We start from the raw sequence: 18744 nt of genomic DNA, 5'->3' as shown, positions 1-18744 counted from the left end.
CCCAACCGAGAGGCCGCCCCGATGTTTCGCTGGATGTTCACCATCTTCTTCGCGATCTGCGTCCTCTCGGCGGCTGCGCCCTGGCTGACCAAACTCGGCATCGGCCGCCTGCCCGGTGACGTGCGACTGCGCTGGCGCGGGAAGGAAATGGTCTTCCCGTTTGCCTCGACCGTGCTGCTCTCGCTCGTCTTCAACCTGCTGATTCGTTTGCTGTAACAGTCGCCACACTCCGCAACCGTCGCAACACCCGTTGCAACGCCGCACGTCAGCGGCGCCTCGCTCGTTCCCACCGCACCGTCTCGTCTTCCCCCGTAAGTCCCCGCCATCGGTTCGCCGCACCGTCACGTCTCACGACCTGGGGTATGCCGCTGTCGTTTTTGCGGGTTAACTATGATTTGATCATTTGTTGCAAAAAAATTAACATGCAACAAATGATTCAATCATGAATCACGGGAAGACCATTTCAGGAGCAGGACATGATCAAGACGCGATTGACCGGGGTGATGCACGGGGCGCTGGCCGTAGCGATGACGTTGGCTGCCGGTGCGGCGCTGGCGCAGGGCGCATCGGAGACGCTGCAAAAGATCGAGAGCAGCGGCGTGATTTCCATCGGTCATCGCGAATCGTCGATTCCGTTCTCGTATTACGACAACGGTCACAACGTCATCGGTTACTCGCAGGATCTGTGCAACAAGGTCGTCGACGCGGTCAAAACGCGTCTGAAGAAGCCCGATCTGCAAGTCCGCTTTATCCCCGTCACATCGCAGAACCGCATCGCACTCGTGCAGAACGGTACGGTCGACATCGAGTGCGGCGTGACGACGAACCTCACGGCGCGTCAGTCGCAGGTCAACTTCTCGAACACGTTCTTCGTCGCGGGCACGCGCCTGCTCACGAACAAAAATTCGGGCATCAAGGACTTCCCGGATCTGGCGGGCAAGCCGGTCGTGACCAATGCCGGTACGACCTCGGAGCGCATCCTCAACAAGATGAACAACGAGAAGAAGATGGGCATGAACGTCATTTCCGGCAAGGACTACGGCGAGTCGTTCACCATGCTTCAGGGCGGACGCGTTCAGGCATTCATGATGGATGACGTGTTGCTCGCCGGTGCGCGCACGATGGGCCGCAATCCCGACGACTGGATCGTGACGGGCAAGCCGCAGTCGTTCGAAGCGTACGGCTTCATGATGAAGCACGGCGACACCGAGTTCAAAAAGCTGGTGGACGACACACTCGCCGGTGTGATGAAGAGCGGCGAGATCAACGCCATGTACAAGAAGTGGTTCGAGACGCCGGTGCCGCCGAAGAACATCAACTTCAATTTCCCGATGAGCGAGCAGCTCAAGCAGTTGTACGCGAACCCGAACGACAAGGCGTTCGAGTAAGCCAGACGAGGGCGAAGCAAACGACCGAGGGGCATGCGAGATTCGGAAATCTCGCATGCCCCTCTGTCATTCGGATCGACGGATAGCGCTTAGCTGTCGTCGCCGCCTAACCCGGCCGCTTCGACGGCATCGATGCGCGCGGCCTGAACCGCTTCGCGAATCTTCCCCGGATTGTCTGCATACTGACCTGCCACCGCCCCGGCATCGATGCTGCGCGCAGCTTCCAGCGCCGCCAGCAAGCGCTCGCGTTGCGGATACGGCGCCGTCGCGAAGTCGCCGCCACGTCCACGTGCATCGGCTTCGCACGCTTGCAGCACCTCATTGAAGCGCTCCGGCTTGCGCAGCGCATCGCACCGCTCCAGCAGACGCACCAACGCACCCGCGCCGAACTTCTGACTCGCGTGGATGTTGCCGTGCTCGCGCGCCACGACCTGCGCCAGTTCACGACACTCAACCGGCACGCGCAAGCGCGCGCACAGCGGGCCGAGCAAGCCGACGCTGCGTCCTTCATGTCCGATGTGGCGCGGCAGGATATCTTCCGGCGTGGTGCCCTTGCCGAGATCATGCGTAAGCGCGGCGAAACGCACGGGTAGCGAATAGCGCTGCTGCGCGGCGTAGTCGAGCACCATCATCACGTGCACGCCGGTGTCCACCTCAGGATGGAAGTCGGCACGTTGCGGCACGCCCCACAACTGGGAGACCTCCGGCAGAATGCGCGCGAGCGCCCCCGCCTCACGGAGGACGTCGAACATGCGCGACGGGCGATGCTCCATCAACCCGCGCGAGATCTCCTGCCATACGCGCTCGGCCACCAGCGCATCGACCTCGCCGTTGGCCGTCATCGTCTGCATCAGCGCCATCGTCTCGGCGGCGACGGTGAAGTCGGTGAAGCGCGCGGCAAACCGTGCGCAGCGCAAAATGCGCACCGGATCTTCCGCAAACGCCTCGCCGACATGACGAAACACGCGGGCGTCCAGATCGCGCTTGCCACCGTAGGGGTCGACCAGCACGTCGGACAGACTGTCGTCCGGCAGCACTTCGCGCGCCATGGCATTGATGGTGAAGTCGCGCCGTATCAGATCCTCTTCCAGCGTGACTTCCGGTGCAAAGTAGAACGAGAAGCCATGGTAACCGCGCGCCGTCTTGCGCTCGGTGCGCGCCAGCGCGTACTCGGCTTGTGTCTTGGGATGCAGAAACACCGGGAAGTCGCGGCCCACCGGACGGAAGCCCTGTCGCACCATCTCTTCCGGCGTCGCACCGACCACGACATAGTCGCGGTCTTTCACCGGCAGCCCCAGCATGGCGTCGCGAATCGCGCCGCCGACGGCGTAAATCTTCATGGGCGCACGTCGTAGAAAGCGACGCTCTGCGTCTCCGCGCGACCGGCGGCCACCCACGCCTGCACGGCAGGCACTTCGCGAATGCGCTCGGCATACGCCTGCGCATGCGCCGACAACGCAGGCTCGAACGTCGTGAAGCGCATCACGATGGGGGCATAGAACGCGTCGGCAATCGAGAAGTCACCAAAGAGGAACGGACCTTCGTAGCGCGCGAGGCAGTCTTCCCAGATCGCTTCGACGCGACGGACGTCGGCGAGCGCTTCGGGCGTCGCACCGGCACCGGGCCAGTGGGCTGCGACGTTCATCCACATATTGGTGCGCAATGCGGTGAAACCGCTGTGCATCTCGGCACAGATGCTGCGGGCATGTGCGCGGGTGCCCAGCGACTTCGGCCACAGCGGCAGATGCGGATAGGCGTCGGCCAGATATTCGCAGATGGCGAGCGAATCCCAGACGGTGATGCCGTTATCGATCAGACAGGGCACCTTGCCCGTGGGCGAATAGCGCAGGATCTGCTCGCGCGAATCGGGCTGCGCGAGCCACACGTTCTTCTCTTCGAACGCGATGCCGAAGTGCTTGAGCAGCACCCAGGGACGCATCGACCACGAGGAGTATTTTTTGTTGGCGATGATGAGTTGCATGAGGACCTTCTTTGCCCGCGCAGCGCCTGAGCGCCGCGCGTTGGCTTGTGATGGCGAATCGATGAAGCGATGTTGCGTATGACGGCGCAACGTCGGCGTTGCGTAGGCGCTAGCGTCCGGCGAAGCGGCGATAGTCCGCCATCCGCTTTTCCCAGTTGCCGCCGTTGAGATAGTCGACGGCGATTTCCAGACCGTTCGGCGTCAGATCGAGTTCCGGGGCCAGCGGGCCGGTCAGCACGTTATCGACCGTCATCGAATCGAGATTGTCGCGCGTGATGATCGGCTCGCCCGGCAGCTTTTCGAAGAGCGCGGCCTGAAGCCGTGCGGTGCTGTCCGGCAGCGGCAGAATGGGACGCTCGCAGCCGCAGGCCGCACCCGCGAAACGCACCAGCGCTTCGAGCGTGTACACCTCAGGCCCACCGAGTTCGTACGTCTTGCCGATGGTGGCGTCGCATTCCAGTGCTCGTGCGAACGCTTGCGCAACGTCCGTCACATAGATCGGCTGGAAGCGCGCGTTCGCACTGGCCAGCGGCACGACCGGCAGACGCCGTTGGAGCTTCGCAAACGTATTCAGGAAATGGTCGCCGGGGCCGAAGACCACCGACGGACGGAAGATCGTCGCCGCAATGCCCGACTCACGAATGACCGCCTCGCCGTCGCCCTTCGAGCGCTGGTACATGCTCGGGCCGTTCGAATCCGCGCCGAGCGCGCTCATGTGGATCAGCCGGGTAACGCCACGGTCGTTGCAAGCCTGCGCGATCTTGCGTGGCAGTTCCACGTGCGCCCGTGCAAACGCGCGGCCGTAGGGCGTGCCACGGTCGCTATGCAGAATACCGACGAGATTGATGACAGCGTCGCTGCCCGCGATCACGCGCTCAAGGGCGCGCGGGTCGTGCACGTCGCACTCGACAAGTTCCACGCCGGGCAGCACACCGAGCGCCTTGGCGGCTTCGACACGCCGCGTCGGCAGACGCACGGCGTGTCCCAGCGTGACCAGCCGGGCCACCAGATGGCTGCCGATGAAGCCGGTGCCACCGACGACACAAACGTTATAGCGCATGCGTCACCTCCGCGTTATGACTATGGGTTCGCGGACCCGGCCATACCCCGAGGACAGCCATTGGTCGTCACTGGGGCAGGATGACGCCGAGCCGCTCCTTGAGCGATTGCGGACGGCCCGTGATGATGGCCGAGTAATACGTCGTATTCGACAACACGTTCTCGACATACTGACGCGTCTCGTTGAACGGAATCGTCTCAGCGAAGATCGCGCCTTCGACCGGGCGGTCGAGGGTGGAGCGCCACGTGCGCGGCCGTCCCGGACCGGCGTTGTATCCGGCCGACGCGAGTACGGCCGAGCCGTCGAACTTGTTATAAATATCCGACAGGTAGCTCGTACCCAGACGGATATTGGTATCGATGTCGTGCATCATGCCCGGGCTGTAGTCGATGCCGATCTGCTTGGCGACCATCTTCGCCGTGGCGGGCATTACCTGCATCAGGCCACCGGCGCCGGCGGACGAACGGGCATTGATGATGAAACGCGATTCCTGACGGATCAGGCCGTATGCCCATGCTTCGTCGAGATCGACGATCTTGGAGAAGCGATCGACCTTGTCGCGGAACGGCATCAGATAGCGCAGCGAGAAGTCGTGTTCCACCTTCGTGCGATCCGCCGTATTCACCGCGCGGTCGAACAGTTCGATACCGTTGGCGTACTGAGCCGCAGCGATCAACTGACGGTCGGTCATGTTGCGCAATTCCCAGTTCCACTCGCGGTTGCCTTCGAAGCGCAGCCCCATGTCGTAGAACTTGGCGGCGCGCAGGAAACCGGCGTTCGAGCGGTTGGCGTCAATCTCGGCACGCGTGACCACCGTACTCGGCGGCAGCATCGTCTTGTTACCCAGCTCCTCGTTCGCCAGTTGACCGTAGAAGTTCGGTTGCGACGCGATCTTCTGGAACTGTGCACGCGCGGCGTCGCCCTGCCCGGCTTCGCGCAGCGCGCGACCGTACCAATAAGTCCAGACACCGTCGTCGCGCAACGCGGCCGGCATCGCTTCGATGCCCGTGCGCACGAGATTCCAGTCACCTGCGCGCAATGCGGCACGAATCTTCCATTCCTGGGCCGTGTTCGAGAGCTTGGCGTTGCCCGCCTGACGATACCAGCTGATCGCCATCGGGTTCTGCGAGAGCGCACCGCGCATGCCGATCGCGCCCCAGCCGATGGCACGTTCGTCCTTTGACAGGTTGCCCGCGATGCTGCTGAAGCTGCTCGCGGCGAGCATGGCGTCCGAGCGGGCCATGCGCACGGTGGCGAGTAGCGCCAGTTGACGCGACGCCTCCGAGCCATCCACGCCGCGTGCCAGAATCTGCGCCGGACGCGAAGCCGCCATGTCGAGCAGCGAGTCGTCCGGACGCGCCGTACCCAGCGCATCGGCAATCTGCTTGCCCAGCGAGGTGTAGTTCTCCTCGTAAGCCAGACGAATCTGATGCCAGACTTCCTGACGCGGCAACTGGCCGCTCGCGGCCAGTGTATTGATCATGTCGATGCAACCCTCGCCGTAGTTCTTCGGCGTGGTCAGAAGATCGATGGCGGCTTGCGTGACGTTCTCCCCGCGCGAGGCACGCGACATCAGCGCATAGCACTTGACCTGGGTGTCGTCGTCGAGGGCGAACTTCGGATATTCGGCGTCGAACGTGCGCCAGTCGTGGCGCTTGCCCAGCACGAGCAGCCAGTCGTTGCGCATGCGATCGGCAATGGCCTGACCGTCATACGTGCGCAAGAAGGCGCGGATATCGTCGTCGGGTGCATCGAGCAGCGCCTTGCCCGAACGGTCGAACATGCGCGGCTTAATCTGGAAATACTGGACGTACGACGGCACGTCGTAGTCGGTGAGCATGGCCGCGAGTGCGGCGGCGCGCGGTGCGTCGTTGCTACGGGCCGCTTCGCGCAGCTGGACGAAGATGTCGTCCGGCGAGCGCTGCGACAGCGCATCGGCCGACGGCGCCGAGCGGCTTGCCGCCGACTGCGCCTTGGGACGCCCTGTCGCCTGGGTCGTGCTGCAGGCCACCAGCGCGGCAGCGGTCAGGGCGAGCGCGGCGGCGCGATATACTCGGGTCAAACGTTCGGACATCTTCGTGGAGCGTCGGGTAAAAAGTGAATTCAAGCATAGCACGGGACCCCGCCCAATCGGCGGCCCAGACGTCTGGAAATGGGGCGGACGCAACGTCTGAGAACGCACGCGCGAAAGCCCTGTTGCGCCGCGCGTTGCTCGACGCCCGCAGCACCCTCGACGCACGCGCCGGGCGTGACGCTGCACTCGCCACCCGGCTGGCCGAAGAACTTTCGCACTGCGCCCCGCGCTGCATCGGCTTTTACTGGCCCATTCAGGACGAATTCGACGCGCGCGACGTCGTCGCCGCATGGCTGGCCGCTGCGTCGCCCGATACGCCCAGATTCGCCGCCTTACCGGTCGTCACCGCCCCGGCCTCGCCGCTCGTCTTCCATCGCTGGACACCCGACACGCCCATGATGGAAGGCCGCTACCGCATTCCGGTCCCGCGCGACACCGAAGTGCTGGTTCCCGACCTGCTCCTGGTGCCCTGTGTCGGCTTCACGCGCGACGGCCTGCGTCTCGGCTACGGCGGGGGTTTCTACGACCGCACCCTGCACGCGATGAAGCCCGCCCCGCAAACGCTCGGCGTCGCCTACGACCTGCTCGAAGTTCAGGACCTCAACGCCGAAGCGCACGATCTGGCGCTCGACGTCATCGTGACGGAATCGGCCACCTACGCCCGCCCTCCCGGCAACTCACGCTAATTCATGACAACGCTCAAGATCCTGCCGCTCGGCGACAGCGCGCTCGTGTGTGAAGCGGGCACCAGCCCCACTTCGGCCAATCTCGCTACGCAGCGCCGCGTCTGGCACGTAGCGACGCTGGCCCGCGACTGGCCCGACGTGCGTGAAGTCGTACCCGGCATGAACAACCTCACACTGCTCTTCGACCCGCTCGCCACCGATATCGACGTGCTGAGCGAGCGGTTGCGCGAGGCCTGGCAGACGCAGCCGGTCGCCGGAGAAGTCGGACGCGACATCGAGATTCCCGTCCACTACGGCGGCAAGCACGGCCCGGATCTCGCAGACGTCGCCAAGCATGCGCGCCTGCAACCGAAAACGGTCGTGCAGCGCCACACTGCGCCGGAGTACATCGTCTACTTCCTCGGCTTCCAGCCGGGCTTCGCCTATCTGGGCGGATTGGACGATTCGATTGCCGCGCCGCGTCGCGCAGAGCCCCGGTTGTCCGTGCCCGCCGGTTCGGTGGGCATCGGCGGCAATCAGACCGGCATCTATCCGCTCAAATCGCCCGGCGGCTGGCAGATCATCGGCCACGCCACCAGCGCCCTGTTCGACCCTGCTGCGACGCCCCCCGCCCTGCTGGCGCCGGGCGACCGCGTGCGCTTCACTATCGCGAGTCTCGACCTGTGATCGACATCCAGCGTGCCGGCCTGCTCACCACCGTTCAGGACCTGGGCCGAACCCATCAGCGGGCATTCGGCGTCGCCAGCGGCGGCGCCCTCGACCCGCTCGCTTGCGCCGTCGCCAACCGGCTTGTCGGCAACGACCAGAACACCGCCACCCTCGAAATCACGATGGGGACGTGCGCGATGCGTTTCACATCGGCCACCCTCGTGGCGCTGACAGGCGCAGACTGCCACGCCGATCTCGACGGCACCCCCGTATGGTCGTGGTGGCGCTTCCCCGTCGCAAAAGGCCAGACGCTGACGTTGCGCCCCTCGCGCTTCGGCATGCGAACCTATCTGGCCGTGGCCGGTGGCATCGACGTGCCCGAAACGCTCGGCTCGCGCAGCACCGATCTGAACGGTGGCTTCGGCGGCTTCGAGGGTCGCGCGCTGCATGACGGCGACCGCATCGCCATCGGCCACCCGAGCGCCGCCGCACGCAAGGCCGAACCGCTGGGCGTGCGCCCGCCGCTGTGGCTGTCCGACCCGCTCGCACACCGCGTGCGCGTGTTGCCCGGCCCGGAATACGACGACTTCACGTCCGTCACGCACAAAAGCTTCTGGGAGAACCCGTGGCAGGTCACGCCCAACAGCAACCGCATGGGTTATCGCCTGTCCGGCCCGGAGCCGCTTGCGCGCAAGAAGAATCGCATGCACGACCTGCTCTCGCACGGCGTGTTGCCGGGTGTGGTTCAGGTACCGCCGTCGGGCCAACCGATCATTCTGCTGGCCGATGCGCAGACGACCGGCGGCTATCCGAAGATCGGCACGGTCATCACGGCCGACCTCTGGCGGCTCGGGCAGGCACGGCTCGGCAGCACGCTTTACTTTTCGGAATGCACCGCTGCCGAGGCACGTGAAGCGTTGCGTGAGCAACTGCGCTATCTTGACCAGATCGAACGCGCACTCGCCTGGCACGACCGCGGCATTCTGGGTACGCCGAAGGTACCGGCCATTACGCGCAAACGCACTTGAATACGCAGACTTGAACACGCAGGACAGGCTGTCCCCGCAGGAGAACGCATGATGAAGATCGACCTGAACGTCGACCTCGGAGAAGGTTGCGATTACGACGAAGCGCTGCTCGCGCTGGTCAGCTCGGCCAATGTGGCGTGCGGCTGGCATGCGGGCGATGCTGGCACGATGCAGCAAGTGGTGCGCTGGGCGCTGGAGAACGGTGTGGCCATCGGCGCACATCCCAGCTTCCCCGACCGCGAGAATTTCGGACGCACCGAAATGCAGCTACCGCTCGACGAAATCCGTGCCGGAATGCTGTATCAGATCGGCGCGCTCGCGGCGATGGTGCGCGCGCAAGGCGGCTGGCTCACGCACGTGAAGCCCCACGGGGCACTCTACAATCAGGCGGCGCGCGACCCCGCGCTGGCCGAAACACTGGTCGAAGCGATTCGCGCTTTCGACACCGATCTCGCCGTCTACGGTCTGGCGGGCGGCGAACTGGTGAAGGCGGCACGCGCGGCGGGCATGCAAGCCGTCGAGGAAGTGTTTGCCGACCGTGGCTACAACCCGGACGGCTCGCTGGTCAAACGCGGCACCCCCGGCGCGCTGATCGAGCGCGAAGAGGACGCCCTCGCGCAAACGCTAATGATGGTGCAGGCGCAGCGCGTGCGCGCCATCGACGGCACGCTCGTCCCGATCCAGGCGCAGACCGTCTGTCTGCATGGCGACGGCGAACACGCGCTCGAATTCGCGCAGCGCATCCGTAGTTTCCTGCTGGACGAAGGCATCGAGATCGCGCCGGTGCGCTGATCGCTCACACGATCATCGTCGACGATTAAAAAACGCCGTCGCCGGGCGCCCCGGGACGGCGTTTTTGCATCGCGCTGAAGCTGACGACTTACTGACCGAGCGTCGGCATGACGAGCGACGACGTGGCGTTCGCCGGACGTCCCTCCGACCAGCGACGCGTGACCACCTTCGAGCGCGTGTAGAAGCGCACCGACTCCGGCCCGTAAATGTGCTGATCGCCGAACAGCGAATTGCGCCAGCCACCGAACGAGAAGTACGAGACCGGCACCGGAATCGGCACGTTCACGCCGACCATGCCGACTTCGATTTCGTCCTCAAAGCGACGCGCAGCACCACCCGACGTCGTGAACACTGCCGTGCCGTTCGCATACGGATTGCGGTTGATGAGCGCAATCGCCTCTTCCAGCGTGTTCACACGCACGACCGACAGCACCGGCCCGAAGATCTCGTTGCGATAGATCGACATTTCCGGCGTGACGTTATCGAACAGGCACGGGCCGATGAAGAAGCCGTCGTCGCGCTGGGCGACCTTCAGGCCTCGACCGTCCACCACGAGCTTCGCGCCTTCGTCCACACCGGCATCGACGAAGCCCTTCACCTTGTCGCAATGCACACGCGTGATGAGCGGTCCCATTTGCGCGACGGGGTCGGTGCCATCGCCGACCGGCAGCGCCTTCGCGGCTTGTGCGAGACGAGCCACCAACTGGTCGGCCACATCACCCACCGCAACGGCCACCGAGATCGCCATGCAGCGCTCGCCAGCAGAACCGTATGCAGCGCCGATCAGTGCGTCGACGGTGAAATCGAGATCGGCATCCGGCATGACCACGCCGTGGTTCTTCGCGCCGCCAAGCGCCTGCACGCGCTTGCCGTGTGCCGACGCCGTGCTGTAGATGTATTGCGCAATCGGCGTGGAGCCGACGAACGACACGGCGTTCACGTCCGGGTGCGTAAGCAGCGCATCGACCGCGGCCTTGTCGCCGTTCACCACGTTCAGCACGCCATCGGGCAGACCGGCGTCCTTGGCCAGACGCACCAGCAGCAGCGCCGCCGACGGCACCTTTTCCGACGGCTTGAGCACGAACGTGTTGCCGCACGCCACAGCCATCGGGAACATCCACAGCGGCACCATGGCCGGGAAGTTGAACGGGGTGATGCCTGCGCACACACCCACCGGCTGATGGATCGAGTACGTATCGACGCCGGTGCCGACCTGCGGTGCAATCTCGCCCTTGAGCAGATGCGGGATACCGATGGCGAACTCGACCACTTCGATGCCACGCGTGACTTCGCCACGGGCGTCGTCGAGCGTCTTGCCGTGTTCCTGCGTGATCAGTTGCACGAGCGCTTCGCGGTTCGTCTCAAGCAGTTCGCGGTACTTCATCATCACGCGAGCGCGCTTCATCGGCGGCGTGGCGCGCCAGCCCGGAAGCGCAGCACGCGCGGCGGCGACAGCCGTTGCGACGTCCTTCGTACCGCCCAGCGCCACCTGACGAATCACTTCGCCGGTCGCCGGGTTCGTCACTTCGCCAAAGCGCAGTTCGGCTTCACCCGATGCGACGCTTGCGCCGCCAATCCAATGCTCGATACGTTCGGTGCTGACTCGTTGGTTCATGTCGATTTCCGTAAATACTTTGTGAATTCAGGTGTTGCGGGGGGCCCGCTTATGCGGTCTCGCGGATGGCTTCCGCGACGATGCCGAACAACTCGTCGATCTGCGCTTCGCTGATGATGAGCGGCGGCGAGAACGCGAGGATGTCGCCGGTGTAACGGATCAGCGCGCCCTTCTCGAAACACTTGACGAAGATCTCGTGCGCACGGGCGCCGGGCTTGCCGTCGCGCGTCGACAGTTCGATGCCGCCGACCATGCCGAGGTTACGAATGTCGACGACGTTCGGCAGGTCGCGCAGACCGTGGATCGATTTTTCGAAGTGCGGGGCGAGCTTGGCGGCGCGCTCGAACAGGCCGTCGTTCTTATAGACGTCGAGTGCAGCGCAGGCAGCAGCGGCCGCCAGCGGGTGCCCCGAGTAGGTGTAGCCGTGGAAGAACTCGATGGCGCCCGTGTTACCGGCGTCGACGATGGTGTCGTGCACAGACGTCTTCACAGCGACGGCGCCCATCGGCACGGCCGCGTTGTTCACGCCCTTGGCCATCGTGATGATATCCGGCGTCACGCCGAAGTACTGCGCGGCGAACGGCTTGCCGAGGCGGCCAAGGCCGGTGATGACTTCGTCGAAAATCAGCAGAATGCCGTGCTTGTCGCAGATCTCGCGCAGCTTTTGCAGATAGCCTTGCGGCGGCACCAGCACACCGGTGGAACCGGCCAGCGGCTCGACGATCACGGCAGCGATGGTCGACGCGTCATGCAGCGTGACGATGCGCTCCAGTTCGTCGGCCAGATGCGCGCCCCACGTCGGCTGCCCCTTGGTGAAGGCGGCTTCCTTGATGTTGAGCGTGTGCGGGAGATGGTCGACGGCAGGCAGCAGTTGGCCGGAGTACGCCTTGCGGTTCGGCGAGATGCCGCCGACCGAGATGCCGCCGAAGCCCACGCCGTGATAGCCGCGCTCACGACCGATGAGGCGCGTACGCTGGCCTTCGCCGCGTGCGCGGTGATAGGCGAGCGCGATCTTGAGTGCGGTGTCGACCGACTCCGACCCCGAGTTCGTGAAGAACACGCGGTCGAGACCCTGCGGCGTGATCTCGGCAATCTTGGCGGCCGCTTCGAACGCCTTCGGGTGTCCCATCTGGAACGTCGGTGCAAAGTCCATCTCACCGGCCTGCTGACGGATCGCTTCGACGATCTCCGTGCGGCAGTGACCAGCGTTCACGCACCAGAGACCGGCGGTGCCGTCGAGAATCTGACGATTGTCCGACGACGTGTAGTGCATGCCTTCGGCCTTGACCAACAGGCGCGGCGAGCTCTTGAACTGACGGTTGTTGGTGAACGGCATCCAGAACGCCGTCATATCGAGATTCAGGTCTTTCATGTTCATCGCGGGGTCTCCCCAGGGGCATGTCACGATCAGGAGGTCCCGGGTTGGCGACGCGAAGCCGCTCCACGGGTGGATGGAATGGATGCTACGAGAGGCGAACCGGTACAGACATGTACAGTCACCCGGAAAATGGTTATTCTGTATCGGTCAATTGCCTCAACTGTATTGGCAACAGCCGATGGAGCGGACACCCGCCCGCCCCGCACCACGTGGGCCGGGGCCGAATGTGATACCGCTCGGGATTTACCCGTACACCGCAGATTGAGTGTTCGACGGAGTGCGTAATCCGCACGCTCGCTCACCATCCTTACCCGTACTTTCGTCAAACCATGGTCCAGCCGCTCGCCTTTACCCTGAACCGCGCGCAACCCGAAGCCCTCGTCGACCAGATCGTGCGGGAGGTCGAGCGGGCGTTGCAGCGTCAGACGTTGCACGCGGGCATGCGCATGCCGTCGATCCGGTCGCTGGCGAAGGCGCACGGCATCAGCACGTTCACGGTGGTGGAGGCGTACGACCGTCTCGTCGCACACGGCACGCTCGTGGCCCGGCGCGGCGCGGGGTTCTTCGTGGCGGGTGCGGCAGACGCGCGCGAGGCCGGTTCGTCCACTCCCGGCGGGAGTCTGTCGATGGGGGCCGCCGCGAGCGAAGTCACCAACGCCTGGTTGCTCTCGGAGATCTTCGCGGACGACTCCATCGCGGTGAAAAGCGGTTGCGGCTGGTTGCCCGACAGCTGGCTCGACGAGGACGGTCTGCATGGCGCGCTGCGTTCGCTGTCGAAGGGACCGGGCGCGCATTTCGCGCACTACGGGCATCCGCACGGTTATGGACCGTTGCGTCAGTGGCTCGCGCGCCGCCTTGGTGAGTTGTCCATTGAAGCGCCGCCCGAGCAGATCGTGCTCACGCATGGCGCAACGCAGGCATTGGATCTCGTGGTGCGCACATTGCTCAAGCCGGGCGACACGGTGCTGGTCGAAGCCCCCGCGTACTGCAATCTGCTGGCGGTGTTGCGTCTGGCGGGACTGAACGTCGTGGGCATCCCCCGCACGGAAGCCGGGCTGGACCTCGCGGCGCTGGAGCAGGCGGCGCAGACGCATCGCCCGCGCGCGCTGTTCGTGAATCCGGCGTTGCAGAACCCGTTGGGTACGTCGCTCACACCGGCGTCGGCGCATCGCATCTTGCAGTGCGCCGAGCAGCATGGTTTCTGGATCGTCGAGGACGATATCTATCGTGAGCTTGCGCCCGCAGGCACACCGTCATTGGCGGCGATGGACGGGTTGTCGCGCGTGATTTACGTTTCCAGTTTTTCGAAGACGATCTCACCGTCGGTGCGGGTGGGGTATCTGGCGTGTTCGCGCGATCTGGCACATGAGATCGCGCGCAGCAAAATGGTCGCAGGGCTGACGTCGTCCGAGATCAACGAGCGCATCGTGCACGCGATCCTGACCGAAGGACGCCACCGTAAGCACATCGAACGTCTGTCGGATCGACTGACGCGCTCCCGTGCACGTCTCATCACCCAATTGCAATCGCACGGCGTGACGCTGCTAGCGCAGCCGGAAGGCGGCATGTTCGTGTGCGGCAGCTTGCCGGACGCCACCCAACCCGCCCGCGAGTTGGCAGAAGCGGCGCTACTGGAGAGCATCATGCTCGCCCCGGGCGAGTTCTTCCTCGCCCACAACGAACCCTGCCACTGGTTCCGCTTCAACGTCGCATACTCGGACGACGCACGTCTGTTCCGGTTTCTGGATAAGGCGGCGGCGGGGAAGTTGGCGGCTTGATTAGCGCAGGGCGGATCCCTACGCCTCAAACCCCACCCCAAACCGCTCCCGATACGCTACCGGCGTCACGCCGTACTGACGTTGAAACGCGCGGCGCAGATTCTGTTCGTCGCCGAAGCCCACGCGCGCGGCGATGCGTTTGAGCGACGCATCCGAATCGAGCAACGCGAAACGCGCCGCTTCCAGACGCATGCGCTCCACCGCCTTCGCAGGTGTCGACCCCGTGCGCGCGAGATAGCTGCGCGCGAACGTTCTCGGACTCATGTTCGCCTGCTCCGCCAACCGCATCACCGACAGATCGCCGTCCAGCCGCTCCGACATCCACGCATGCAAATCGCCGAACGGCGCGCCCGCCGCGACCTGCTCCTGTAACGGCGGACTGAACTGCGACTGCCCGCCTGCACGCTTGAGAAACACCACCAGCCGACGCGCCGCCTGCAACGCGACATCCACGCCGCAATCGTCTTCGATCAGCGCCAGCCCGAGATCGATGCCCGCCGTGATCCCGGCCGACGTCCACACCGGGTCTGCACGCACGTAGATCGGATCGGACTCGACCAGCACCTCCGGATAGCACGCCTGCAACATCGCCGTGTCCAGCCAGTGCGTCGTGGCGCGCCGCCCATTGAGCAGCCCCGCCGACGCAAGCACGAACGCTCCCACGCACACCGAACACACGCGCCTCACACGCGGTGCGTAGCCACGCAACCATTCACCCACCGGCCCCGGCACCGCCGGACGATGCGCCACCGCACCGCCCACCGCGATCAGCGTGTCGACTTGCATCGCATCCAGCGCCCGCATCGGCTCTGTGTGCAACGTGATACCCGACCCCGTCTCCACCGGGCCGCCATGCTCCGACACAACGATGGTCTTGTACGGTGCTTCCTGCCCCAGCTCCGTGAAGTTGCGGACGACGGCGTGAAACGCGTCGAGCGGCCCCGCCAGATCCAGCAGAACGAACGGCGGCACGAGAAGAAACGCGACGAGACGAGGTTGGCTCATGGTGAACGGTCAGTCGATATCAAGCCGTCGCGTGCGCCGGACGACGCTTCGCATCGACGGCGTACCACACGGTCGCCAGCGCCGCGATCGTCAGTAAAGGGAACGTCGCCTGATTGATCGTGGCCCAGCCGAAACGCGCCAGCAATTGCCCGGCAAAAAGACTCGCCAGCGCAGTACCCGCAAAGGTGATGAATTCGTTCGCGGCCTGCGCGCGTGCACGCTCGGCCGGACGGTACGACATCGTGAGCAACGTCGTTCCGCCCACGAACATGAAGTTCCAGCCGACGCCAAGAAACGCCAGCGCCGCATAGAAGTACGCCAGACTCGTCGACATCAGCGCGAGCACACCGCACAGCGCCGACATGCCGATGCCGAGCAGCAGCACCGGCACCACACCCCAACGCTTCACGAGATGACCGGAGAAGAACGACGGCGCGTACATGCCGACCAGATGCCACTCGATGATGTGTGCGCCATCGTCGATGCTGTGACCGCACGCGACTGCTGCAATCGGCGTCGCCGTCATCACGAACATCATCACCATGAAGCCGATCAGATTGTTCGCGAGCGCCGCGACGTAAATCGGCTGGCGCATGATCTCGCCCAGCGGACGCGCCGGAAGCTCCGTCGCACCGCCCGCCGCCCCACCCGCTGCGTGCACCGGCAAGTCACGCAGAAAGCCGACGAGCAGCAGCAACGAGATGCCCGAGAGGATCGTCACGACGAGATACGAACCGGCGAACGTCACCGGCGCGAGCCAGTCCTTGCTGCCCGCCGCGAGCGCCGGTCCGATCACGGCCGCCAGCACGCCGCCCGTGAGTACGACGGAGATGGCGCGCGGCTTGTCTTCGACGGGCACGACATCCGCCGCCGCAAGCCGGTAGTAACGCGCAAACGCCTGAAACACGCCCACACATGCCGTCCCCGCGCAGAACATCGCGAAGTGCTTCTCGTAAATCGCCATCACCGACACCAGACCGCCCACAGTGCCAAACAGCGCGCCCAGCGCGAAGCCGAGCCGCTGGCCGAAGCGCTGGATCAGCATCGACGCGAAGATCGTTGTAATTGCCGAAGCGACGGTAATGAGCGAGAACGGCAGCGTCGCATACCCCTTGTCGGACGCCAGCATGTAGCCGACGAGGCCGGTCAGCGTGAGGTCGACCGACAACGCCGCCGTGTAGAGCGCCTGACAGGCCGCGAGGACGGCGGCATAGCGTCGGCCCAGTCGACGGCGCTGATGCCCGGCGGGTTCGGAAGGTGGCGCGGTGCGCCCGGCAACGGTATCGGTCATGGTGTGATGTCGAGTCGGTGAGAAGTCTTCGGACGCCGTCATCTTGCCGTCAGCCAATTTGGCACGAATGCCAATCATGCATCAAAAAATGCCAGAGCGGCATGTCGGACACCCCCCGGTGGGGGCATTCCCGCACCTCGATCTAAGGTGCGCACCTGGCGCGTGACTACCCCCTGGGGAAACCCGTCTCGTTACCGTCGCCTCATCCCCTGCGGCCTATACTTTTTGAACCACTTCGCGTGGCGTTCATCGCTCGCTGTGGTTCATGCATGCGTCATCTGTCTGTTTGTGCGAGGAGAGCATCATGGCTCGCAAATTCATCGATTGCCGGGAATTCCCCAGCGAAATGAACTGTTCGGTCGCGCTTTGCGCAGACTCCGAAAACGAATTGCTGGAGGCGGCCGTGCAGCACGCGGTCACGGTCCACAAGCACACCGATTCGGCGGAACTGCGTTCGCTTCTGACATCCCTCTTTCATGACGGCACACCGCCCTTAGATTCGCCGCGCAAAGCCTGACCCTCTCACGCGCGAACGGACAGGTTCGCGCGCCAAGTCGGTGCGCACCAATACGGCGCGCCGTCGCACCACCGTGTCTCGCGCCCATAGCGGGCTTCCTGAAAATCCATCCCCCCGCCCCCGTCGACACGCCTTGCGCCCCTAATGGCAGCACGCTGGCACGACCCTTGCGTTAATTCCCCCTATACCGGATCGACCGGTCTAACCAGGAAAGGGGAAGACGTACCATGAAACGACGCACGCTACTCCAGATGGCGGCCCTCTCGGGCGCCGCATCGCTCACCGGCATGGCGCCCAACTTGTTCGCGCAAAGCAAGCAGCCCATCAAGATCGGTATCCTGCATTCGCTCTCGGGCACGATGGCCATCTCGGAGACGTCGCTCAAGGACGTCGCCCTCATGACCATTGCCGACATCAACGCCAAAGGCGGCGTGATGGGCCGACCGCTCGAAGCCGTGGTCGTCGACCCCGCCTCGAACTGGCCGCTCTTCGCCGAGAAAGCTCGTCAGTTGCTCACCAAGGACAAAGTCGCCGCCGTATTCGGCTGCTGGACGTCGGTGTCGCGCAAGTCGGTGCTGCCCGTCTTCGAAGAACTCAACGGTCTGCTCTACTACCCGGTGCAGTACGAAGGCGAAGAGATGTCGAAGAACGTCTTCTACACGGGCGCTGCACCGAATCAGCAGGCGATCCCCGCTGTGGAATACGTGATGAGCAAGGAAGGCGGCAGCGCCAAGCGCTTCTTCCTGCTCGGCACCGATTACGTCTATCCGCGCACGACCAACAAGATCCTGCGCGCCTTCCTGCACTCGAAGGGCGTCGCCGACAAGGACATTCAGGAGGTCTACACGCCGTTCGGCCACAGCGACTACCAGACCATCGTCGCCAACATCAAACAGTTTGCTCAGGGCGGCAAGACCACCGTCATCTCCACGATCAACGGCGATTCGAACGTGCCGTTCTACAAGGAACTCGGCAATCAGGGCATCAAGGCAACGGACGTGCCGGTCGTGGCGTTCTCGGTCGGCGAAGAGGAACTGCGCGGCATCGACACCAAGCCGCTCGTGGGGCATCTGGCCGCATGGAACTACTTCATGTCGGTCAAGAACCCGACCAACGAAGCGTTCAAGAAGGAATGGTTTGCCTACGTGAAGGCCAAGGGTCTGCCCGGCGGCGACAAGCGCGTGACGAACGACCCGATGGAAGCCACCTTCGTGGGCATGCATATGTGGAAGCAGGCCGTCGAGAAGGCGGGCAGCGTGGACGTCGACAAGGTTCGCACCGCCATGATCGGTCAATCGTTCAAGTCGCCGGACGGCTTCGACATGGTCATGGACGGCAATCACCACCTGCACAAGCCGGTGATGATCGGCGAAATCCGCCCGGACGGTCAGTTCAACGTGGTGTGGAAGACGAAGGCGCCGGTGCGTGCCCAGCCGTGGAGCCCGTTCATCGCGGGTAACGAAGGCAAGCCCGACAAGGTCTGATCTTCCTTCCATTCCTTGC

At 64.4% G+C, this 18744-nt stretch carries 17 protein-coding genes; 9 read left to right on the top strand and 8 right to left on the bottom strand.

Annotated elements, in window-relative coordinates:
* The first annotated feature begins 21 nt into the window (after window positions 1–21).
* Both NTU39_RS01940 and NTU39_RS01935 read left to right on the top strand, forming a co-directional pair.
* A complete protein-coding gene (locus NTU39_RS01940; RefSeq protein ID WP_044453465.1) occupies window positions 22–216 on the top strand; it encodes a DUF2905 domain-containing protein in 195 nt (64 codons plus the stop codon).
* A gap of 260 nt (window positions 217–476) precedes the next feature.
* The gene (locus tag NTU39_RS01935) at window positions 477–1388 is read left to right on the top strand and encodes a glutamate/aspartate ABC transporter substrate-binding protein (protein ID WP_150663981.1); all 912 of its coding nucleotides are present in this window, start codon (window positions 477–479) and stop codon (window positions 1386–1388) included.
* Window positions 1389–1477: 89 nt separating this feature from the next.
* Here the strand turns inward: NTU39_RS01935 and NTU39_RS01930 are convergent, their stop codons facing one another.
* The 4 genes from NTU39_RS01930 to NTU39_RS01915 form a co-directional block, all read right to left on the bottom strand.
* Window positions 1478–2728, bottom strand: a complete 1251-nt coding sequence (locus tag NTU39_RS01930) for a multifunctional CCA addition/repair protein (RefSeq protein WP_257959071.1) — start codon at window positions 2726–2728, stop codon at window positions 1478–1480.
* Entirely contained in the window at window positions 2725–3369 is a 645-nt protein-coding gene (locus NTU39_RS01925) for a glutathione S-transferase family protein (protein ID WP_039394972.1), read from the bottom strand. Before NTU39_RS01925 ends, NTU39_RS01930 begins: the two co-directional genes overlap by 4 nt.
* A gap of 109 nt (window positions 3370–3478) precedes the next feature.
* Window positions 3479–4429, bottom strand: coding sequence for a complex I NDUFA9 subunit family protein (locus tag NTU39_RS01920; protein WP_150663978.1), 951 nt, complete (start codon window positions 4427–4429; stop codon window positions 3479–3481).
* 67 nt (window positions 4430–4496) lie between these two features.
* Window positions 4497–6503 carry a lytic transglycosylase domain-containing protein gene (locus NTU39_RS01915; protein ID WP_150663977.1) on the bottom strand — a complete coding sequence of 669 codons (2007 nt, stop codon included), beginning with the start codon at window positions 6501–6503 and terminating at the stop codon, window positions 4497–4499.
* Window positions 6504–6526: 23 nt separating this feature from the next.
* Between NTU39_RS01915 and NTU39_RS01910 the strand changes: the two genes are divergently transcribed.
* From NTU39_RS01910 to pxpA, 4 genes are read left to right on the top strand one after another with little or no spacing between them, the layout of a single operon-like run.
* Window positions 6527–7189, top strand: a complete 663-nt coding sequence (locus tag NTU39_RS01910; protein ID WP_150663976.1) for a 5-formyltetrahydrofolate cyclo-ligase — start codon at window positions 6527–6529, stop codon at window positions 7187–7189.
* A gap of 3 nt (window positions 7190–7192) precedes the next feature.
* Window positions 7193–7855, top strand: coding sequence for a 5-oxoprolinase subunit PxpB (gene pxpB, locus NTU39_RS01905; RefSeq protein ID WP_150663975.1), 663 nt, complete (start codon window positions 7193–7195; stop codon window positions 7853–7855).
* Window positions 7852–8865: a 5-oxoprolinase subunit C family protein gene (locus tag NTU39_RS01900; protein WP_150663974.1), complete on the top strand. Its 1014-nt coding sequence runs from the start codon at window positions 7852–7854 to the stop codon at window positions 8863–8865. Before pxpB ends, NTU39_RS01900 begins: the two co-directional genes overlap by 4 nt.
* 51 nt (window positions 8866–8916) lie before the next feature.
* Window positions 8917–9657 carry a 5-oxoprolinase subunit PxpA gene (gene pxpA / locus NTU39_RS01895; RefSeq protein ID WP_174984601.1) on the top strand — a complete coding sequence of 247 codons (741 nt, stop codon included), beginning with the start codon at window positions 8917–8919 and terminating at the stop codon, window positions 9655–9657.
* Between the two features lie 88 nt (window positions 9658–9745).
* Here the strand turns inward: pxpA and NTU39_RS01890 are convergent, their stop codons facing one another.
* On the bottom strand, window positions 9746–11272 hold the full coding sequence (locus NTU39_RS01890; RefSeq protein ID WP_257959070.1) for a CoA-acylating methylmalonate-semialdehyde dehydrogenase: 1527 nt from the start codon (window positions 11270–11272) through the stop codon (window positions 9746–9748).
* A 49-nt stretch (window positions 11273–11321) separates the two neighbouring features.
* A complete protein-coding gene (gene aptA, locus NTU39_RS01885; protein ID WP_150663971.1) occupies window positions 11322–12650 on the bottom strand; it encodes an omega-aminotransferase AptA in 1329 nt (442 codons plus the stop codon).
* A 329-nt stretch (window positions 12651–12979) separates the two neighbouring features.
* Between aptA and NTU39_RS01880 the strand changes: the two genes are divergently transcribed.
* Window positions 12980–14428 carry an aminotransferase-like domain-containing protein gene (locus tag NTU39_RS01880; RefSeq protein WP_257959069.1) on the top strand — a complete coding sequence of 483 codons (1449 nt, stop codon included), beginning with the start codon at window positions 12980–12982 and terminating at the stop codon, window positions 14426–14428.
* Window positions 14429–14446: 18 nt separating this feature from the next.
* Here NTU39_RS01880 and NTU39_RS01875 read toward each other — a convergent pair whose 3' ends face one another.
* The gene (locus tag NTU39_RS01875) at window positions 14447–15433 is read right to left on the bottom strand and encodes a GlxA family transcriptional regulator (RefSeq protein ID WP_150663969.1); all 987 of its coding nucleotides are present in this window, start codon (window positions 15431–15433) and stop codon (window positions 14447–14449) included.
* A gap of 19 nt (window positions 15434–15452) precedes the next feature.
* On the bottom strand, window positions 15453–16724 hold the full coding sequence (locus NTU39_RS01870; protein ID WP_150663968.1) for an MFS transporter: 1272 nt from the start codon (window positions 16722–16724) through the stop codon (window positions 15453–15455).
* Window positions 16725–17028: 304 nt separating this feature from the next.
* On the opposite strand from NTU39_RS01870, the gene NTU39_RS01865 reads away from it, so the two are divergent.
* Complete coding sequence (locus NTU39_RS01865; protein WP_257959067.1) at window positions 17029–17241, top strand: DUF1059 domain-containing protein; 213 nt, start codon at window positions 17029–17031, stop codon at window positions 17239–17241.
* A gap of 287 nt (window positions 17242–17528) precedes the next feature.
* A complete protein-coding gene (gene urtA, locus NTU39_RS01860; RefSeq protein WP_373275386.1) occupies window positions 17529–18725 on the top strand; it encodes an urea ABC transporter substrate-binding protein in 1197 nt (398 codons plus the stop codon).
* Window positions 18726–18744 lie beyond the last annotated feature (19 nt).

It is taken from the genome of Pandoraea commovens (assembly GCF_024704525.1).
GTDB classification, from domain to species: Bacteria; Pseudomonadota; Gammaproteobacteria; order Burkholderiales; family Burkholderiaceae; genus Pandoraea; species Pandoraea commovens.
Note: the sequence above shows the minus strand (reverse complement) of the source record. Positions and strands in the feature narration are given on the sequence as shown.